The sequence below is a fragment of the Hwanghaeella sp. 1Z406 genome, from assembly GCF_048892425.1.
Lineage (GTDB): Bacteria > Pseudomonadota > Alphaproteobacteria > UBA8366 > Aestuariispiraceae > Pacificispira.
On sequence record NZ_JBLZHU010000003.1, the window covers coordinates 269,821 to 287,332 of the forward strand.

The 17,512-nt window shown below is 53.5% G+C and carries 14 protein-coding genes and 1 tRNA gene; 5 read left to right on the plus strand and 10 right to left on the minus strand.

Features of this window, described 5'->3' with window-relative positions; translation table 11 throughout:
• The 3 genes from gltB (at position 1) to ACOSDR_RS08660 (ending at position 7,008) form a co-directional block, all read left to right on the plus strand.
• Positions 1-4,545, plus strand: coding sequence for a glutamate synthase large subunit (gene gltB / locus ACOSDR_RS08650; protein WP_420723615.1), 4,545 nt, complete (start codon positions 1-3; stop codon positions 4,543-4,545).
• Positions 4,546-4,791: 246 nt separating this feature from the next.
• The gene (locus ACOSDR_RS08655) at positions 4,792-5,682 is read left to right on the plus strand and encodes a LysR family transcriptional regulator (protein WP_420723614.1); all 891 of its coding nucleotides are present in this window, start codon (positions 4,792-4,794) and stop codon (positions 5,680-5,682) included.
• Positions 5,683-5,706: 24 nt separating this feature from the next.
• On the plus strand, positions 5,707-7,008 hold the full coding sequence (locus ACOSDR_RS08660) for an Hsp70 family protein (protein WP_420730970.1): 1,302 nt from the start codon (positions 5,707-5,709) through the stop codon (positions 7,006-7,008).
• Here ACOSDR_RS08660 and ACOSDR_RS08665 read toward each other — a convergent pair.
• The 3 genes from ACOSDR_RS08665 to ACOSDR_RS08675 form a co-directional block, all read right to left on the minus strand.
• Positions 7,005-8,264 (minus strand): CaiB/BaiF CoA transferase family protein, encoded by a 1,260-nt coding sequence (locus tag ACOSDR_RS08665; protein ID WP_420730971.1) that lies wholly within the window; start codon positions 8,262-8,264, stop codon positions 7,005-7,007. The two genes, ACOSDR_RS08660 and ACOSDR_RS08665, sit on opposite strands and share 4 nt — an antisense overlap.
• Before the next feature lie 130 nt (positions 8,265-8,394).
• On the minus strand, positions 8,395-8,847 hold the full coding sequence (locus ACOSDR_RS08670) for a YaiI/YqxD family protein (RefSeq protein WP_420730972.1): 453 nt from the start codon (positions 8,845-8,847) through the stop codon (positions 8,395-8,397).
• 193 nt (positions 8,848-9,040) lie between these two features.
• Entirely contained in the window at positions 9,041-9,391 is a 351-nt protein-coding gene (locus ACOSDR_RS08675; protein WP_420723610.1) for a helix-turn-helix domain-containing protein, read from the minus strand.
• A 254-nt stretch (positions 9,392-9,645) separates the two neighbouring features.
• Between ACOSDR_RS08675 and ACOSDR_RS08680 the strand changes: the two genes are divergently transcribed.
• Positions 9,646-10,308, plus strand: a complete 663-nt coding sequence (locus tag ACOSDR_RS08680) for a hypothetical protein (RefSeq protein ID WP_420723609.1) — start codon at positions 9,646-9,648, stop codon at positions 10,306-10,308.
• A gap of 290 nt (positions 10,309-10,598) precedes the next feature.
• Positions 10,599-12,914: an AAA family ATPase gene (locus tag ACOSDR_RS08685; RefSeq protein WP_420730974.1), complete on the plus strand. Its 2,316-nt coding sequence runs from the start codon at positions 10,599-10,601 to the stop codon at positions 12,912-12,914.
• A gap of 393 nt (positions 12,915-13,307) precedes the next feature.
• On the opposite strand, the gene ACOSDR_RS08690 is transcribed toward ACOSDR_RS08685, so the two are convergent.
• The 7 genes from ACOSDR_RS08690 to ACOSDR_RS08720 all read right to left on the minus strand — a co-directional run bounded on the left by ACOSDR_RS08690 (position 13,308) and on the right by ACOSDR_RS08720 (position 17,511).
• Positions 13,308-13,383, minus strand: a tRNA-Thr gene (locus tag ACOSDR_RS08690).
• A 76-nt stretch (positions 13,384-13,459) separates the two neighbouring features.
• The gene (speE, locus tag ACOSDR_RS08695; RefSeq protein ID WP_420723607.1) at positions 13,460-14,305 is read right to left on the minus strand and encodes a polyamine aminopropyltransferase; all 846 of its coding nucleotides are present in this window, start codon (positions 14,303-14,305) and stop codon (positions 13,460-13,462) included.
• A gap of 81 nt (positions 14,306-14,386) precedes the next feature.
• Positions 14,387-14,956, minus strand: coding sequence for an adenosylmethionine decarboxylase (gene speD / locus ACOSDR_RS08700; protein ID WP_420730975.1), 570 nt, complete (start codon positions 14,954-14,956; stop codon positions 14,387-14,389).
• A gap of 189 nt (positions 14,957-15,145) precedes the next feature.
• Positions 15,146-15,490, minus strand: a complete 345-nt coding sequence (locus ACOSDR_RS08705; protein ID WP_420723605.1) for a tRNA-binding protein — start codon at positions 15,488-15,490, stop codon at positions 15,146-15,148.
• A 146-nt stretch (positions 15,491-15,636) separates the two neighbouring features.
• On the minus strand, positions 15,637-16,134 hold the full coding sequence (locus ACOSDR_RS08710) for a phasin family protein (RefSeq protein ID WP_420723604.1): 498 nt from the start codon (positions 16,132-16,134) through the stop codon (positions 15,637-15,639).
• Positions 16,135-16,371: 237 nt separating this feature from the next.
• A complete protein-coding gene (locus ACOSDR_RS08715; protein WP_420723603.1) occupies positions 16,372-16,641 on the minus strand; it encodes a ribbon-helix-helix domain-containing protein in 270 nt (89 codons plus the stop codon).
• A 213-nt stretch (positions 16,642-16,854) separates the two neighbouring features.
• The gene (locus tag ACOSDR_RS08720) at positions 16,855-17,511 is read right to left on the minus strand and encodes an alpha/beta family hydrolase (protein WP_420730976.1); all 657 of its coding nucleotides are present in this window, start codon (positions 17,509-17,511) and stop codon (positions 16,855-16,857) included.
• Position 17,512 lies beyond the last annotated feature (1 nt).

Consider the following 17,512-nt stretch of genomic DNA (forward strand, 5'->3'; position numbering starts at 1 on the left):
ATGACCAACACGACGGATATGAATGACTGGGTTTCGCAGTATCGCGCGAACGCCGATCATCTGGCGCAGAACGGCATGTATCTGCCGGAGACGGAGACCGCCAATTGCGGCGTTGGCATGGTGGCTGCGATTGATGGCAAGCCCCGGCGCGATGTTGTGCTGCGCGCAATTGAAGCCCTGAAGGTGCTGTGGCATCGCGGGGCGGTGGATGCCGATGGCAAGACCGGCGATGGGGCGGGCATTCATGTGCAGATCCCGCAGGATTTCTTCAAAGAACATGTTCAGCGCACCGGACACAATCTGGGCAAGGGGCGACTGGCCGTTGGCATGGTGTTTCTGCCGCGCACAGATTTGAACCGCCAGGAGCGCGTACGTCAAATCGTGGAGAGTGAAATCCTGCGCATGGGGCATCGCATCTATGGCTGGCGCCAGGTGCCAGTGGATATTTCCATTATCGGGGAAAAGGCGAATGCCACCCGCCCCGAGATCGAACAGATCATGGTGGAAAATGCGCGCGATGTGAAAGTGTCACAGTTTGAAGCGGACCTGTATGTCATCCGCCGCCGGATTGAAAAGCTGTTCCTGCTGGAAAACCTGACAGAGGCTTACATCTGCTCCCTAAGCTGTCGTTCGGTGATCTATAAGGGGCTGTTCCTGGCTGAGCAGTTGACCTCCTTTTATCCGGATTTGAATGACGAGCGATTCACGTCGAATTTTGCGATCTACCACCAGCGCTATTCGACCAATACCTTCCCCAGTTGGTCCTTGGCCCAGCCGTTCCGTGTTCTGGCCCATAACGGCGAGATCAATACGATCAACGGCAACATTAACTGGATGAAAAGCCACGAAACCAAGCTGGATGACCCGCAATTGGGGCCCTATGTCGATGACATCAAACCCATCGTTCAGCCCGGCAGTTCGGATTCCGCGTCCCTGGACGGGGTATTTGAAGTGTTGGTGCGCACCCATCGCGAACTTCCGGAAGTCAAATCCCTGTTGATCCCGGAAGCCTGGGAAAAATCCAAAACCCTGAAACAGGCTCACCGTGATTTTTACGAATACGCAAATGGTGTAATGGAGCCCTGGGACGGCCCGGCGGCGATTTGTGCCTATGGCGGACGCTGGGCTTTGGCCGGGATGGATCGCAATGGTCTGCGCCCGCTGCGCTATGTTGTGACCGGCGATGGCCTGTTGGTCGTTGGGTCAGAAACCGGCATGGTCAAAGTTCAGGAAACCACTGTCCTGGAGAAAGGTCGCCTGGGTCCGGGTCAGATGATCGCGGTTGACCTGAACGAAGGACGCTTGTGCCATGACATGGAATTGAAAGACCATGTTGCGGGGCTGAGCCCATTTGGGGAATGGGTTAAGAGCATTACCAAATTATCGGAATTGGGTGGACAGGGCGCAGGAAAATGCGGCGACATGTCCAAGGAAGAGTTACGCCGCCGCATGATTACCTGTGGCTGGTCGATGGAGGATCTGGAACTGATCCTGCAGCCCATGGCAGAAACCGGCAAGGAAGCCACCGGCTCGATGGGGGATGACACGCCTATTGCGGTGCTATCAGACAGCTATCGCGGCATGCACCATTATTTCCGACAGAATTTCAGCCAGGTGACCAATCCGCCCATCGACAGCCTGCGGGAACGCAATGTGATGTCCTTGGCAACGCGGCTGGGCAATCTGGGCAATATTCTGGAAGAAGATGCCCGGCAATTGCAGATCGTCCAGTTACCCTCGCCCATCCTGTTGGATGGTGACTATCGCGCGCTGAGAACCTATCTGGGCGAAGCCGCCGTCGAAATTGATTGCACCTTCCCGATTGACAGCAATTCAAATGCCCTGGCCGATGCCGTGCATCAGGTTCAGGCACAGGCCGAAGATGCGGTGCGCGGAGGGGCGCAACATTTGATTCTGGACGATTCCGGGATTTCCGAAACACGCGCTGCGATCCCGATGATCCTGGCGGTTGGTGCCGTCCACACCCATCTGGTTCGGGCCAGCTTGCGGACATTTTCCAGCCTGATCGCCCGCACCTCCGAAGCGATAGACACCCATTCCTTCGCCGTCATGATCGGGGTCGGCACAACCGCCATCGTGCCCTATCTGGCGCAGGAGGCGATTGCAGACCGGTATCGGCGCAAGCTGTTGGGGGATCTGACGCTGGACACGGCGTTGCAGAACTTCAAGAAATCCATCGAAGACGGTCTTTTGAAGATCATGTCGAAAATGGGAATCTCCATCGTCAGTTCGTATCGGGGCGGCTATAACTTTGAAGCCATTGGTCTTAGCCGGTCCCTGGTTGCAGAATTCTTCCCCGGCCTGCCCAGCCGCATTTCCGGCGTTGGTTTGACGGGTCTGCACGCCAATGTCAGACAGCGCCATGAAACCGCCTTTGACGAGACGGTGATTGCCCTGCCCGTCGGGGGATTCTATCGCTATCGCCGGGGGGGCGAGGCTCATGCCTGGGAAGGGAACCTGATCCATACGCTGCAAACAGCCGTAGCATCGGATTCCTATGCCGTCTATCGACGCTATACCGAACAGGTCGCTAAGCTGCCCCCCATCAACCTGCGCGATTTGATGGATTTCAAATATGATGGTCCTGCCGCGCCGATTGACGAGGTGGAATCCATCACGGAAATCCGCAAGCGTCTGGTCGCCCCTGGCATTTCCCTGGGGGCCCTGTCGCCCATCGCCCATGAAACCCTGTCGATTGCCATGAACCGGATTGGCGCAAAATCCGACAGCGGAGAGGGGGGCGAAGATCCTGCGCGCTATAAGCCCAAGGAAAATGGCGACAATGCCTCTTCCGCGATCAAACAGGTGGCCTCTGGCCGGTTTGGCGTCACGGCGGAATATTTGAACAATTGCCGCGAGATCGAAATCAAGATGGCCCAGGGCGCAAAGCCTGGCGAAGGGGGCCAGTTGCCGGGATTCAAGGTCTCAGGCATCATCGCACGGCTGCGCCATTCGACCGAGGGCGTAACCCTGATCAGCCCGCCGCCACATCATGATATCTATTCCATCGAGGATTTGGCGCAGCTGATCTATGACTTAAAGCAGATCAATCCTGAAGCACGGGTCTGCGTGAAATTGGTCGCAAAGGCCGGGATCGGCACGGTTGCCGCAGGGGTCGCCAAGGCCCATGCCGATACGATCCTGATTTCCGGTCATTCCGGCGGAACCGGTGCCTCGCCCCAGACCTCCATCAAATATGCGGGCCTGCCGTGGGAAATGGGTCTGGCAGAGGCACATCAAGTGCTGACGCTGAACGGATTGCGCCACCGCGTGCGGCTGCGCACCGATGGCGGCATTCGCACCGGTCGCGATGTGGTCATCGCCGCCATTCTAGGCGCAGAAGAGTATGGTATCGGGACCGCCAGCCTTGTCGCCATGGGCTGTATCATGGTGCGGCAATGCCATTCCAATACCTGCCCGGTTGGGGTCTGTACCCAGGATGAACGCCTGATTGATAAATTCAGTGGATCGCCGGAAAAGGTCATGAACCTGTTCAGTTTCGTTGCAGAAGAGGTTCGCGAGATTCTGTCCCGCCTGGGCGCGCGATCGCTCAGCGACATTATCGGGCGCACGGAATTGCTGGCCCAGGTCAGCCGGGGCGCGGATCATCTGGATGATCTGGACCTGAACCCCCTCCTGACCCAACCGGGCATGGTGCGCGGTGTCTTCCCGACAGAGGCGGAAGGCCGCAATTCAGTGCCAGAAACATTGGATGCGCTGATGATCCAGGATGCGGAAAACCTGTTCCGCGACCGGGAGAAAATGCAGCTTCAATACAATATCCGAAACACCTATCGGGCAATCGGTACCAAGATCTCCTCCAAGATCACCCGTCAGTTCGGCATGAAAGCCCTGCGCCCGGGTCATCTGACCGTACGCATGCGCGGATCGGCCGGGCAATCCCTGGGGGCATTTGCCGTGCAGGGATTGAAGCTGGAAGTTCTGGGTGATGCCAATGACTATGTCGGCAAGGGATTAAGCGGCGGTGAAATTGTTATCCGCCCAATCACCACCAGCCCGCTGGAAAGCAACAAGAACGCGATTATCGGCAATACCTGTTTGTATGGGGCAACCGATGGTCGCCTGTTTGCGGCCGGCATGGCGGGGGATCGGTTCGCGGTACGAAATTCCGGTGCTTATACCGTTGTGGAAGGCGTCGGGTCGAATGGCTGTGAATACATGACCGGAGGCTATGTCTGTATTCTGGGCGAAGTCGGCGACAATTTCGCAGCCGGCATGACCGGTGGGATGGCCTTCATCTATGACCCGGATGACCGCCTGTCCCTGTATCTGAACCCTGAATCGGTCGATGTCTATTCGCTGGAGACAGACTATTGGGCGGATGTTTGCCGCACCATGATCCAGGACCATGTCGTCAACACCCATTCAAAATGGGCAGACGCCCTGTTGCACGACTGGGACATCACACGCCATAACATCAAACATGTCGTCCCACGGGAGATATTGAAGGCCCTGAAACACCCGTTGTTCGAAGATCAGGCCACCGCCCAACCTGCAGAATAGACAGCGGGCCTCCCATAAGGCCGGGCCTTGATCTGATAGAAGAGTCAGGGCGATATACCAGATCATAGTGCGAAGTCCCGACTTCCCCCTTTCGGGGCAGTCGGGGCGTCATCGCCGCATCCAAAGCCAGACCATTTACCATCAGGCATCATTTTCCATCGATTTTTTGGCCCAAGTCTCCTACATAGAGGTGGGGTAAAGGAATATTGAGTACAAATCTAGAGGTCCGGGGGACAACCAATGCCAATGGATTGGGACAGACTGCGCATATTTCATGCGGTGGCTGAGGCGGGAAGCTTTACCCATGCTGGCGAAAAGCTGAATCTCAGCCAATCCGCGATCTCGCGTCAGATTTCGGCGCTGGAAGAAAGCGTGCGCGTGCCCCTGTTCCACCGCCATGCCCGTGGCTTGCTGCTGACCGAGCAGGGAGAAATGCTGTATCGCACGGTGAAGGATGTCTTTCACAAGCTCAGCATGGCCGAAGCCCGGCTGGGGGAAACCAAGGACCGCCCATCCGGCCCTTTAAAAATCACCACGACCATGGCTTTCGGCTCAACCTGGTTGACGCCCCATATCCGTGAATTCATCGACCTGTTCCCAGAAGTCGAAGTGACCCTGTTGCTGTCGGACGAAGAGCTGGATCTGGGGATGCGTCAGGCCGATGTGGCGATCCGCATGTCCCCGCCCCGCCAGCCCGATCTGATCCAGCGACCGCTGATGAGCGTGCGGCACCTGATCTATGGCAGTCCTGAATATTTTGAACGGCGGGAACGACCAAAGACGCCGGTGGATCTGGATCATCATGACCTGATCGTGTTTGGGGAGGAAGCGCCTCAGCCATCGAAATCCATCAACTGGTTGCTGGATATCGGTGCCAGGCCGGAAACGCCGCGCCGACCGATCCTGCGGGTGAACAACGTGTATGGCATCTATCGCGCGGTTCAATCTGGTTTGGGGCTGGCCGCCTTACCGGAATTCATGCAGCCTGAACAGTTGAAGCTGGAGCCGGTCCTGCCTGAAATCGAAGGGCCGGTGACACAGGCCTATTTCGTCTATCCGGAAGAATTGCGCCATTCCAAACGCATCACCGTGTTTCGGGACTTCCTGCTGCGGAAAGTCGCGGAACACAATTTCTGATCTTTAATATTCCGGTAACGCATCATGACAGCGGATATTTCCTTTGGTGTCGATTTCGGCACGACCAACACTGTTGTCATCCGGGCGCACCGTGACGGGACCGTTTCCACCGTGCCGCTGGAGAAATCTGGCGAGACGGCAACAGATGTCCACCCATCCGTTCTGGCCTTTGAGCCGGTTGAAGTGGATGGACGCGCACAGATTGACTATGAGACGGGTCATAAGGCAATTGAGCTGGCAGCGGAATATCCCGACGACGTGCGTTATATCCAATCGTTCAAAAGCCATGTCGCCAGCGCGGCGTTCAAACACACCAATATTTTCACCAAGCGGTTCAGTTTTTCCGACCTGATGGTCAGCTTCTTCCAGAACACGACTCTATTGAAAGCAATTGCAGCAGCTGAGGGAGAAAAGGAAATCGTCCTGGGGCGCCCAGTGACCTTTTACGGGCCGTTTCCAGATGAAGCCCTGGCCCTGACGCGATATCGGGAAGCATTTGATCGACTGGGGCTTAGCAAGGTCCGTATCGCCCTGGAGCCCGTTGGAGGCGCTTTTTCTTACTTCCGGGAGCTTCAGCAATCTGTCACGGTTTTGATTGCAGATTTCGGTGGCGGGACGTCGGATTTCCTGATCACACGATTTGAACATACGACGGACGCCATTCAGGCCGATCCGATTGCCCATGCCGGGATCGGGATTGCAGGGGACAGTTTTGACTATCGCATTATCCAGAATGTCCTGTTGAAGCATCTGGGCAGCGAGTCACAGTGCCTTGTGAATGGCAAAACGCTGCCTGTGCCGCGCAAATATTACACGTCCTTTTCCAAATGGCATTTATTGACCAGTTTACGAACGCCCGTCTCGTTACGGGAATTGGATGATATAAAACGCAGCTCTACAGCCCCGGATCAGATCCAGAACTTGATCGATGTGATTGAAATGAACCGCGGGCTTGCCTGTTTCCAGGCCGTGTCCAAAGCGAAGGCGACATTGTCCAGCCAGGACACCGCCGACCTGTCGATTGATCTGGGGAATGTTGAGGTGACCGAAACGCTGGATCGCTCCGCTTTTGAAGACTGGATCGCCCCGGACCTGGCCCAGATTTCACAAACCGTGGAATCGTTACTGCAACAGGCCGACATGACCCCCGCCCAAATTGACCGTGTCTTCATGACCGGGGGCAGTTCGCTGATCCCGGCGGTGCGGAAAATCTTTACTGACAAATTTGGCACAGATCAGGTCGTCAGCGGCGATGAATTCGGCTCCGTCGCCCAGGGTCTGGCCCTGCTGGGGCTGGATCCGGATATTGACCGTTGGACTGATTAACTGTCGCCACCGGCCCCGATAGCCGTCGTCGCGCCACGTTCAGCCAATGCCGCAATCTCCCCCTCATCACAGCCCAGAACATCGCGCAGTATTTCATCCGTATGCTGACCCAGCGTCGGCGGCGCCATGCGATACTGTATCGGCGTTTCCGAGAATTTAACCGGGTTGGCGATCAGCGGGACTGTGCCGGATTGCGCCTGGGGGTGCGGCACGTCGATTTTCATGTTTCGCGCGACGACCTGCTCATCCTCAAACACCTGGGCGATGTTTTTCACTGGCCCACAGGGCACGCCCCGCGCGGCCAGCCCTTCAATCCATACATCCGTGGACTTCTGCCTGGTATAGGCAGGCATTGCGGCATACAGGGCGACCCTGTTGGCAACCCGCAGTGAATTCGTCGTAAAGCGTGGATCCTCTGCCAGATCCTGTGCACCAGCAAAGTCACACCATTTCTGGAACTGACTGTCATTCCCCACCGCCAGAATAAAATGACCATCGGACGATTCCATAACCGCATAGGGCACGATATTGGGATGTTCATTGCCTTGTCGCATGGGAACCTGACCCGACAGCAGATAATTCACCCCTTCATTCACCAGCCAGGCGACCTGTGTGTCCAGCAGGGCGCAATCGATCTGTTGACCCTGGCCGGTGCGATCCCGGTGCCTTAACGCTGCCAAAATAGCGGTCGTCGCATACATACCGCACATGACATCGGCAATCCCGACACCGACCTTCATCGGTTCCCCCTCCCGGGGGCCGGTGATGGACATCAGCCCACCCAAGCCTTGCGCCAGAAAGTCATAGCCGGCGCGTTTCGCATAGGGGCCGGTCTGGCCAAACCCAGTGATCGAGCAGAAGACAAGCCCGGGAAATTCACCCTTCAGATCCTCGTAAGACAGGCCATATTTCTTTAACCCGCCCACCTTATAGTTTTCGACCAGAACATCGCATTTTGCCACCAGACGGCGGATCAGTTTCTGCCCTTCCGGGCTGGCCAGATTAACAGTGATGGACCGCTTGTTGCGGTTAGAGCTCAGATAATACGCGCTCTCGCGGGTGGGTTTCCCATCTGCCCCTGTTACATAAGGGGGGCCCCATTTGCGCGTGTCATCTCCTGCATCCGGCCTTTCAACCTTTATCACATCTGCGCCCAGATCGCCCAGATATTGCGTCGCTGTCGGCCCCGCCAGAATGCGGCTGAGATCCAGAATCCGAACACCGTCCAGCGGCATCATCGGGGTATCACCAGTCATGGTTTCACGCTCTCTTTCCACAATCGCATGCTTTGATATCCAGGCATTTCATAGCGTAAGGTTTGAACCGCGACTGTCTTGCGATCCGCCCGGCTTGGCAAGACCCAGGAAACCTTCACCTGATTCCGATTCACGACCGGCGTTTGGCCGCCTGTACTGTGGTTTCCAATCGATTGAGAAATTGAGAACGATCCGCTTTGTTAAACGGACGCGGTCCTCCCGTAATCGCACCGGTTTCTCTGAGGCCCTGCATAAGCTCTCGCTGTGCCAGGGCCATTCCTATGCCATCCTGCGTGAAGACATCCCCATTGGGCTTCAGCGCAAAGGCCTGCTGTGCCAGGCAGCGTGCTGCCAATGGAATATCATTGGTCACACAAATATCTGCTGGCTGAATGTTTTCGGCGATCCAATCATCGGCGGCATCTGCCCCGCTGGCGACGATGACATCCTGTACCATCGGATCACGAGAGGGGCGCAAGCCGCCATCACTGACCATATAGGTCTTCAGGCCATGCCTGGTGGCGACTTTCAATGCCTCATCTTTCACAGGACAGGCATCCGCATCAATAAAAAGCGCAACCATCCAAGCCTCTCTTATCCTTTGAGCATGTATCCGACGCAAGAATAGAGGGGCGGCGTAACAAGGCCAAGGGCCCAGCGATGGATCGCATGGAACACCCGGAAATGGTGGAGCTAGTTTTCAATAAAAGATACCATCACAGACATGTCTGTCTGTTCAATCTTCCATGTCTGTCTGTTCAATCTTCACGCCAATCTTATGCCCGCGACATGGTCCGGACCAATTGTTTAACCGCCATGCGCATATTTTCATTTTCAATGCGTTGAATGTCGCGGGCGATGCGCATCGCTTCCGGATCCACCAGTGTTTTTTGCGCTGCATCCACGGTTGATTCCACCCCATCGAAAACATCCGCAATTGAAACTTTCAAGGCATCGCAAATCTGTATCAAGCGACTGGCCCCCATGCGATTCACACCTTTTTCGTATTTCTGTACCTGTTGAAAGCTGACGCCCAACTTTTCCCCCAAATCAGTCTGAGACAGTCCCGCACGCGTCCTTAACTCCCGAACCCGATTGCCAACTGCTACGTCAACTGGATGTGCCATCTAGTAATTCCTTTACCGACCAAATTATCGGCAACACAATTAGCGAATCCCTCACGTTATTCAACTTGATTGATTTTCAAAAGTTCTAGTAAAACGCGATTTTTGTGGTATCGAGGTAATTTTAAAATGACAGATATACAACTATAGTAGCATTATAGTGAACATTGCTTTATCAACAATTCAACACCCCAAGTAAGTGCCGGAATGAAACTTTCATACGTCTTTAACGATCATGCAGAAAGATTATATAAAAATTGACTGATATACGCTTTATTTCCGATCTAAATGCTATCGTCTTAGTTCATAACGGTAAATCCACCGTCCAATCGAAAGAAGGGTCGAACGAAAACCAGGATAGCGCTCAGGGTAACACTGTCCCACAGGTTGCACCGCTTCGCCTTTCGGTCGAACGCAATCGGGAAACCACGGCGGAAGATCTGGAACACTGGGGCCTTGCTGGAATGCTCGCGCCTGAGGATTTAGCAACGATTGGGGCGCGTTGCTTAAATGCAGCACTGTCGATAGATTCTGAAGATATCAGCACCGCATCGCAGGCTTTAGAGATTCTGGTGGCCCAACAATTGGCCCGGGTTGATGCCGATGACCCCGTCAAACTGGTAGAAGAAGCGATCCGATATGTCCTGCGCCAAGAGCGCTGGCAGTTTGGTATCGACCTTACGCCAAAGGAAGACGGCACCCGTTTGTCGTTGACCAATCCCAACGGCACCCCCGTGCCGCTGGCGGTGCATGTTTCTAATCGCGGCAAGACGCCCAGCTTCTGGGTCATGCAAGACAATCGCCTGGTTCAGGGCGGCCATGCCTATAAAATCCCCATCCAGGCCGCCACCGCCCTGAAACAGGCCGTCGCGGATTACATCACCCAACACGATATCGGCACGATCCGACCGTTTGGGTGATAACTGATCATTAGATACTTAGCTGGACGAGATACAGGCAGAGAAGTGACATAGATCATAAGGCCACCATAGATCAATAAGGCGGTCCGTCAGTCAGCATGTCTTGATATAGTTTACCAAGAGATTGGAGCCAATGAATGTATCCTCAGAGTTGATAAGGAAAAACCACGCCAGAGGTTCATAAAGGTTTCGTTGCAAAAAACAGTGAATACCTCATGACAATTCTACTTTTGTGTGTTTTAAGAAAATTGAATGGTTTAGGTTGATACTTGACGCAATGAGGCATCGCGATGAGTGGGACTAACAAACCGAAACTGCGAGTATCCGCGCGCTACCTAGGGCCTGTTTTTTCATTGGATCAAGAGCTTTCCGATCGTGAACAGAATCTAATATTTGCACGCAATGGGACAGGTAAATCTTTTCTCTCCCGCGCTTTGCGTTATCTCGATCAAAACGGACAACTTGAGAATATTGAGAACGCTTCAAAGAACTTGGTGTCCGACGAGTCTACAGATGGAAAAGGAAAGTTCACAATTTCCCATGGGGGTATAGCGCTTGGTGAGTTAAGTCTCGATCAGCACTCTAATACTGTAACCGCGAGTGCTTCCGACACAGTCTTCCATGTCTTCTCCGAGGATTTCGTTCACGAAGAACTACGTCAGAAGGGCTATGCGCCCAGCGGAGAAATCGATAACACTATTGCCCTGGATAGTGAGATTATAAAGACGAAGGATGCTGAAGAAGCCTTAAAAAAGGCCGTCAGCGACGAAGCTGAAGCGGCAAAAAAGCTGAACGATGCGTTCAACAGTTCCAAAGATACGGAGTTGGTAGACAAGACAGGAATCAATCGCAGGCTAGGCGAATTTAAGTCCCTCGATGTAGCGCTTTACCTGCCAGACAGCGTGGCAAAGCCGGACACTCCAAACCCCACACTTTCTGAGATCATCCAGGGACTTGACGCAATCAAGTCCCTGCCAGCCGAGCCGTTGTATCCAGAAGTGATGAGTCTTCTAAAGGCGGATGACATAGACTTCCCCGCTATGACCGAGTCACTTGAAAAGGAGACATCACCCTCAAGTGTTTCGGAAGCGGTAAAATCCCGAATCGACGCTCATCGCGAGTTCTTTGAAAAGGGAGTTAAGTTTCTTGAGCAATCAGGAGACGAGAAATGCCCGTTCTGTAAGCAAGGCGTTTCATCAGGTGATCCGAAGGCGGTGATCGATACCTATATCCAGTATTTTGAGGCCGAGGAGCAAAAGCACAAAGCGGAACTTCGAGGATACTGGAAAGCGCTGCATGAGACGGAAAGCGAAGTTCAGCAAATTTCACCGAAGTTCGCAGCACAGAAGACCCGTTATGATACTCTCAAGCGCCTTTTGCCCTCGAAAAAAGACACAGACCTTGCCCTTGGCGAACAAGAAATAAAGAACGCCTGCGCAGCCATATCGGATTGGAAGGAGACTGTTGAGTGCAAGGCGAAAGCTCTTTCGGAGAATACAGCGGCCCCAGCCTCAGACATCAAGAAGAGCTTGGAAGACCTCAACCGCGTGATCGAGCAGAACAACGCTTTGATCAGCGACCTCTCAACAGCGATACGACGCTCGGACGATGAGCGAAAGAAGCTGCAACGCGATGCTTGCGGTGCGTTCTCAATAGGTTTTGCACGGGACAACTGGGCGGATATTGAGGCTTTGCGAGGCCGTCGCAAGACGGTACGGGAGCGCCAAGCAGCATTGGACGAACTGGCAAAGGATGCGCCAAAGACGGACGGGCGCGAACGTGTTGCCGATACTTTCGAAATGCTGCTCAAGGTCTTCTTCGGCGATAGGTACCTTTTTGACAAAGTCAATTTCGTTCTACGTCGAGGTGATCACGAAATGGTCCGTGGCCCAAACCGCACACTCAGTGATGGAGAAAAGACAGCCATAGCGTTTTGCTATTTCATTGCATGTGTCCACAAGAAGGTGAAATCAGTCTCAGAGTACCAGAAGCTATTCTTGGTATTTGATGATCCGGTAACATCTATGTCTTACGACTATATCTACACAATAGCGCAAACGCTGAAGAATCTTAGCATCTCGAAATCTGGAGAAATTTCCGTGAATGCCGGAAAAATTGATGGGAATACGCGTTCCAGACCAAGACTATTAATTCTAACGCATAGCAGTTATTTCTTTAACATCTGCTTTTCAAACAGAATCATAAAATCGGAAGCGGCGTTTTCGTTGCAGAGACACGAAGCCACACACCAGCTAAAGAGCTTCAAGCGATATGTTGCCCCCTTCCAAGACCAGTTAAGAGATATCATCTCGGTTTCAGAAGGGAGAGACGCTGATCACACTACCGCTAATGCAATTCGCTCAGTCCTTGAGGCTGTCGGACGATTCTGTCGGCCCGATAAGCCAGAGCTGACAGACTTCATCTCATTTGTTGCCGCGGAAGATGGCATTGAGCTAAAGAGCACTTTAATAAACAGCTTTAGCCACGGTACTTTTTACGATGAAGTACCGTCCCATGAAGATATTCTCCAAGCATGCAAAGACACATTAGCTGTGGTGGAGCGGTATGCGTTTGGACAAATCGAGATTATTCGCAGGGCTGCGTGATCCGCCAATTAACCAAGCATAAACTAAGATAAAATTAGTGACTGATTTGTGAGATAGACGAACAAAACACTCTTATTGACCTTCAACGGCATCAAACAACAAATTCCGGCCTTTATCCAACAATTCTCAGTAAGTGCATCGAGGTCCGTCCCGTCAAATCCATACTGGGCCAGTCTTATTGTTCGAATAACCGATTCGGTTCTCACATTTGTGGGCAAACAGTTATGTTATTCGATTTGATTGTCTAAGATCTGTCCATAAAAATCCCACGCAAAAAACCAGGGTTTTCCAAATCTTAGAAAAAGCTTACTTTTCGGTAAGAAAAGATGGTGCGCCGGTTCGAACTTAGTTCGAACCTACCATCTAAACAAAGGGCATCATTTTTGAAAAAAATGGTGCCGCCTGCGTGACTCGAACACGCGACCCCCGCATTACGAATGCGATGCTCTACCAACTGAGCTAAGGCGGCTTGTCTGGGCGGGTGAACCGTCAGACACGGGGGCCTTGTATCCGTAGTCTGTGCGTTTTGCAAGTCTGCGGTGAGCCTAGCGCATCAAATCCTGAATGGTTTTGGGCAGCGCAAAGGACGCCGCATGGAGTTCGGGCGTCACATAGCGTGTTTCGATCCGGGAAGCCTGATATCGGCGGGTCAGTTCCGACACGGAAACCTGGCGCAATTGCGCATTGTCGCTGGCCCAGCCAAAGGCCATATCGCCGCCCTGATAGGTGGGAACAGCGGCCCGATAGAAATGCACATCGGCAAAGCTTTTACCCAGGCGCTGAAAGGAATTAGTGATTTCTTCCGGCTGCACGAATGGCACCCCATTCTGGGTCACCACAACACCACCGGGCGTCAGGCATCGTTTGCAATCGGCATAGAATTCCGCCGTGAACAGGACGGCACCGGGACCGATCGGATCCGTGGAATCGACAATTATGACATCAAACCGCCGCTCCGTTTCCTTCACGAATTGTGCGCCATCGGCGATGATCAGATCCAGGCGGGGATTATCAAAAGCCCCTGCAGAATGGTTGGGCAGATGGTCCTTACAAAAATCCACGACGGCCCCATCAATTTCGACCATCGTGACCAACATGTTGGAATGCTTCAGGACCTCACGCGCCATACCGCCATCGCCGCCGCCAATGATCAAAACCGTCCTAGCCGCGCCATGGGCCAGAATCGGGACATGGGCCATCATTTCGTGATAGACGAATTCGTCGCCTTCCGTTGTTTGCACCACGCCATCCAGGCACATCACCCGACCAAAGCGTGCATTGTCGAAGATCACCAGATCCTGCAGATCCGACGTGTCCCGGTACAGGACGCGATCCATGGACAGGCCCTGGCGAAATTCCGGATGAAGCGTCTCGTCAAACCAATCGGTCATTGAGCTTCCCTTGTAAATAGATGCACCAACGCGGACCCGCCAAGGCCCGCGTTTGGATGCAGTGTAGAAGATGGCGCAGGCTTAAGAAACCCGACCGCGATGCAGATCCTGAACCGTGACATTCTGCGTAGCAAAGCCCCGTTTGAGCACGGCGATGGCTTCATGAGGACGGCTGTCGCCGCACATAAAGACATCCAGCGCCGCATAGCCCATTTCCGGCCATGTATGGATCGAGATATGGCTTTCCGCCAGAACCAGAACACCAGACACGCCTTCAGGATTGAAGCGATGCAGATGGCAATGCAGCAGGGTCGCCCCGGCCACGGTCACGCATTCTTTTAAAGTGGCTTCGATATGATCGATATCATCCAGATTAGCGGCGTCCCAGACGTCGATAATCAGATGGGTTCCCGCGAAGCACATACCATCGCGTTGGATAAAATGATCCAGTCTTCCTTCCTGAGAGGGAAAAGGGATTACGGTTGCATTCGTCTGTACGCTCTTGTCCTCGTGGGATTCGCTTTGGAACACGTCCGCGGCCGTCCCCAGTCGGGAAAGAGCGATGTCGTCACGCGGCATCGGCGTCTCTCCTACCAGTAGATGTTCCGCCCCGACCCGTTCCAGGGAACGACCCTCTTGCGACTGCGTCATGCAGCCGTCGTGATCGGGATTGGTGCCTGTATGCCCGTTATACAGGTCGCTGCATAGAGTAAATCAAACGGTGTGACATGAGCAGAGAAGAACTCAGCTATGCAGAAAATGCATTCCTAACGAAAGCGCATAAATAATTGAGATATTATAGGAATTTTATCCTGAGGTAGGGAGGTTCCATGCGACCCCTCAATACATCCGCCCGCCATTTGGAACAGGCTTGCCGGGTTGCAACAAGACGACTTCCCCCGCCTCGTCCGGCGCCCCTAGAATAAGGGCTTCGGACATAAATTTACCGATTTGCTTGGGTGGAAAATTCACAACGCCCAGAACCTGTCGGCCTGGCAAACTGTCCACATCATAATGCCTGGTGATTTGTGCAGAGCTCTTTCGCTCCCCAATATCTGGTCCAAAATCCACCCACAGCTTGATTGCGGGACGGCGGGCCTCCGGATAGGGTTCAGCCCGAAGAATGGTGCCGACCCGGATATCGACCTTCAGAAAATCTTCAAAACTCAATTCGGTGTCCGTCACGTCCGTTTTCCTCTTTTCGGCTTCAAGGCGGTATTCGGGAGTAGGATACGGACACCCTTATAAAAAATAAAGCCATGACGAAAGAACGCCCCGACCCTTACGGATCGAGGCGTTCAAAACCAGCAACCTGCAAACAGGCGCAGAACTTACTTAGAAATCTTGGACATCGTAGCTTTCAGCTCGTCCATGCTTTCAACAAACCGTTTGTTGACGATGTCGAAAGCTTCAGCCTGCGACTTGGCCATCATTTCTGACAGTTCGCGCATATTTGTGATGCTATTTTCAATCGTATTCTTGACCTGATCGATTGACGCAGCCGTGTCCGGCGTGCTGACGCCTTTGCTCTGCAGTTCCTGCAGGGCCGCATTGGCTTCATCCATGGTGTTTTTCATGATTTCGCTTTGACGCTTGATCACGGCCTGTACACCTTCCGCTGCCGTCTTGTTGGCAACGGTCAAGGCTTCCATGTTCTTGCGCTGACTGTCGGTGATACCGCTCATATTCGGCGCTTCAAAACCCTGGAACATCTTGGCGAAATCGCCCTTCAGGAAAGGGTTCTTCTCAGGATCCAGAAAAGGATTGGTTTTCGGGTCCATGAAGGGGTTGTTCATTGGATCAAAACCGGACTTTGGAGACTTGGACATGGGTGTTCCTCCTAATGTGCTCGACAAACTTTGGCGGGTCGCCAAACTTGAACAGAGCAGTGGGTCAGCCCAGTGCTCTCACTGAAATATCGTCTTGCTGCACCGCAACAATTGCATGACAAATGAGGGTTCGGGCCGCAAAGGTCAAGAGAAAATTGTGCAGTGCAACATAAAATATCGGGCGTATGGAAGAAACATCTTCTACTTCAAAGGCATATCCCCTTGCGTCCTAATGTCTCAGTCGGATACGGCATCCAGTAAAACATAGGTTCGAATGGCGCTGGACAGGTTGCCGGTGCGCTGTCGATCAATTTCCGTCACCAGTTGATTGACCGACTGTCCATGCGACGACGCAATATCGCGCAATGATTCCCAGAATACATTCTCCAATGAAATGCTGGTTCGATGACCAGATATCACAACAGAGCGCTTCTTTATTTCGGCTGGATCCTCAGTGCCCTGCACCAGTGTCCTTCTGGCCAATGCCCTATGAGTATTCATCATCATTTTACAGTCACCTCGATTAATCCCGAAAGTAGCGCATATACGGTGCAAAGAGTCTTGAACGCCCCTTTAAGCTAGTCAGCACTTCTTAAGGAATGATTACCGAATGCCAGTTTTGATAGGTTACATTCTGAATACATTAATTAACAAATATCAAATATGTCACAGGAATACAGGACCACGCCTGCACTACTAGAGGTCTTTGAGGCGGAGAGTCTAAAGCCCGCTGAAAAAATCTGAGATGGAATTTGCAAGCTCTGTAAGTGCTTGCATATGCGTTCGACCTGACATTTTGCGCGGTTTCAAATCATGATCGCCGTCTTCCACCCAATGCAGAATGGCGCGCGCCGGCAGGCGATAGGAGGGAACTTCCGATGCACCGCCAAAGGGGTCCCTCGTTCCCTGGACCATTAAAATTGGAACCGCGTCCAATGCCGGAAAATGATCAACCCGCAATCTGTCAGGCTTGCCGGGCGGATGAAATGGATACCCTAACGTGACGATTGCCCCAATCTGCAATGGCGCATCCGGTTCCGCCGCCAACAGGGTGGCCATCCGGCCCCCCATGGATTTCCCACCGATGGCAAGCCGCTGAGCTGGATGGTTCGCGGCAACAGCAGTCAAGGCGTCTCGCCAGGCCGCAATCAGTTTCGGCGCACGATCCGGCGGTCGACGTCCCCCTTCAAGGCGGCGGGTCCGCATATAGGGAAATTCAAATCGACTGACCGCAATGCCCTGTTGCGCCACAGCCTGGGCAATCGCTGTCATCACGGGGCTGTCCATCGGGGCCCCGGCCCCATGAGCCAATATTAATCGCCAGGGAGCATCCGCAGGGCCGTCTTCCAGAAAAAGGGGCGGTTCGATGGGCGGCATA

Bases quoted from the DNA above. Each gene is read 5' to 3' on its own strand.
- gltB (WP_420723615.1), top strand. From the start codon at position 1: ATGACCAACACGACGGATATGAATGACTGGGTTTCGCAGTATCGCGCG.
- ACOSDR_RS08655 (WP_420723614.1), top strand. From the start codon at position 4,792: ATGGATTGGGACAGACTGCGCATATTTCATGCGGTGGCTGAGGCGGGA.
- ACOSDR_RS08660 (WP_420730970.1), top strand. From the start codon at position 5,707: ATGACAGCGGATATTTCCTTTGGTGTCGATTTCGGCACGACCAACACT.
- ACOSDR_RS08665 (WP_420730971.1), bottom strand. From the start codon at position 8,264: ATGACTGGTGATACCCCGATGATGCCGCTGGACGGTGTTCGGATTCTG.
- ACOSDR_RS08670 (WP_420730972.1), bottom strand. From the start codon at position 8,847: ATGGTTGCGCTTTTTATTGATGCGGATGCCTGTCCTGTGAAAGATGAG.
- ACOSDR_RS08675 (WP_420723610.1), bottom strand. From the start codon at position 9,391: ATGGCACATCCAGTTGACGTAGCAGTTGGCAATCGGGTTCGGGAGTTA.
- ACOSDR_RS08685 (WP_420730974.1), top strand. From the start codon at position 10,599: ATGAGTGGGACTAACAAACCGAAACTGCGAGTATCCGCGCGCTACCTA.
- speE (WP_420723607.1), bottom strand. From the start codon at position 14,305: ATGACCGATTGGTTTGACGAGACGCTTCATCCGGAATTTCGCCAGGGC.
- speD (WP_420730975.1), bottom strand. From the start codon at position 14,956: ATGACGCAGTCGCAAGAGGGTCGTTCCCTGGAACGGGTCGGGGCGGAA.
- ACOSDR_RS08710 (WP_420723604.1), bottom strand. From the start codon at position 16,134: ATGTCCAAGTCTCCAAAGTCCGGTTTTGATCCAATGAACAACCCCTTC.
- ACOSDR_RS08715 (WP_420723603.1), bottom strand. From the start codon at position 16,641: ATGATGATGAATACTCATAGGGCATTGGCCAGAAGGACACTGGTGCAG.
- ACOSDR_RS08720 (WP_420730976.1), bottom strand. From the start codon at position 17,511: ATGCCGCCCATCGAACCGCCCCTTTTTCTGGAAGACGGCCCTGCGGAT.